We start from the raw sequence: 1278 nt of genomic DNA on the forward strand, positions 1-1278 counted from the left end.
TCGGCCAGTAAGGCCCGAAAGAAAGGTAGGAGGCCATGACGAAAGGTCTGCACGTGCCTTCCGAGATCGGCAAGCTCAGGAAGGTCTGCCTGCACCGTCCCGGCGACGAGCTCCTCAACCTGCCGCCCGACGAGCTCGAGCGGCTCCTGTTCGACGACGTCCCGTTCCTTGAGGTCGCGCAGCAGGAGCACGACACCTTCGCCCAGATCCTGAGGGACCAGGGCGTGGAGGTCCTCTACCTCGAGAACCTCGTCGCCGAGGTGTTCGACCAGGTCCCCGGCGCCCGCGCCGAGTTCACCGACCAGTACATCGCCGAGGCCGGCATCCGCGGCCAGCACATGCCGCAGGTCGTCCGCGAGAAGCTGGACTCCATCGAGGACAACCTCGAGTTCGTCAAGAAGACCATGGCCGGCATGACCAAGGCCGAGATCGAGCTGCCCCTCACGGCGTCCACGACCCTCGACTCCCTGGTCAACTCCGAGTCCGAGTCCGACCTGATCATCGACCCGATGCCCAACCTCTACTTCACCCGCGACCCGTTCGCGGTCGTCGGCGAGGGCGTCAACCTCAACCGCATGTACTCGGTCACCCGCAACCGCGAGACCCTGTACGGCAAGTACGTCTTCAAGTACCACCCCGACTACAGGGACGTCTCCCTGTACTTCCGCCGCGACTGCCAGTTCCACACCGAGGGCGGCGACGTGCTGAACATCAACGAGAAGACCCTCGCCGTCGGCATCTCCCAGCGCACCCAGGCCGCCGCGATCGACGTCATGGCCCAGAACATCTTCTGGAACTCCGACTCCAGGGTCGAGCGCATCCTGGCCTTCGACATCCCGGTCTCGCGCGCCTTCATGCACCTCGACACGGTCTTCACCCAGATCGACGTCGATAAGTTCACGATCCACCCCGCCATCATGGGCACCCTGCGCGTCTACGAGCTGACCGCCGGCAAGAACCCGGGCGACGTGAACATCCGCCTGATCGAGGACACCCTCGAGCACGTCCTGGAGGACGCCACCGGCGTCGACCAGGTCAAGCTGATCCCCTGCGGCGGCGGCGACCCGATCGCGGCCTCCCGCGAGCAGTGGAACGACGGCTCCAACACCCTGTGCGTCGAGCCCGGCAAGATCTGCGTCTACGCCCGCAACACCGTCACCAACGACGTGCTGTACAAGGAGGGCCTGGACCTCCTCGTCGTGCCCTCCGCCGAGCTCTCCCGCGGCCGCGGCGGCCCGCGCTGCATGAGCATGCCCTTCTGGCGCGAGGACCTCTAAG

Annotated in this window: 1 protein-coding gene; it reads left to right on the forward strand. The window is 65.9% G+C overall.

The features are described from left to right. Positions 1 to 35: 35 nt before the first annotated feature. Positions 36 to 1277, forward strand: a complete 1242-nt coding sequence (arcA, locus tag SFLMC1_RS00860) for an arginine deiminase (protein ID WP_152074024.1) — start codon at positions 36 to 38, stop codon at positions 1275 to 1277. Position 1278: the final 1 nt, after the last annotated feature.

Origin of the sequence: Collinsella aerofaciens (genome assembly GCF_901212495.1) — a bacterium.
Lineage (GTDB): Bacteria > Actinomycetota > Coriobacteriia > Coriobacteriales > Coriobacteriaceae > Collinsella > Collinsella aerofaciens_H.

What these genes read in the sequence shown, in the direction of transcription:
- arcA (WP_152074024.1), top strand. Translation starts at nt 36, where the DNA reads ATGACGAAAGGTCTGCACGTGCCTTCCGAGATCGGCAAGCTCAGGAAG.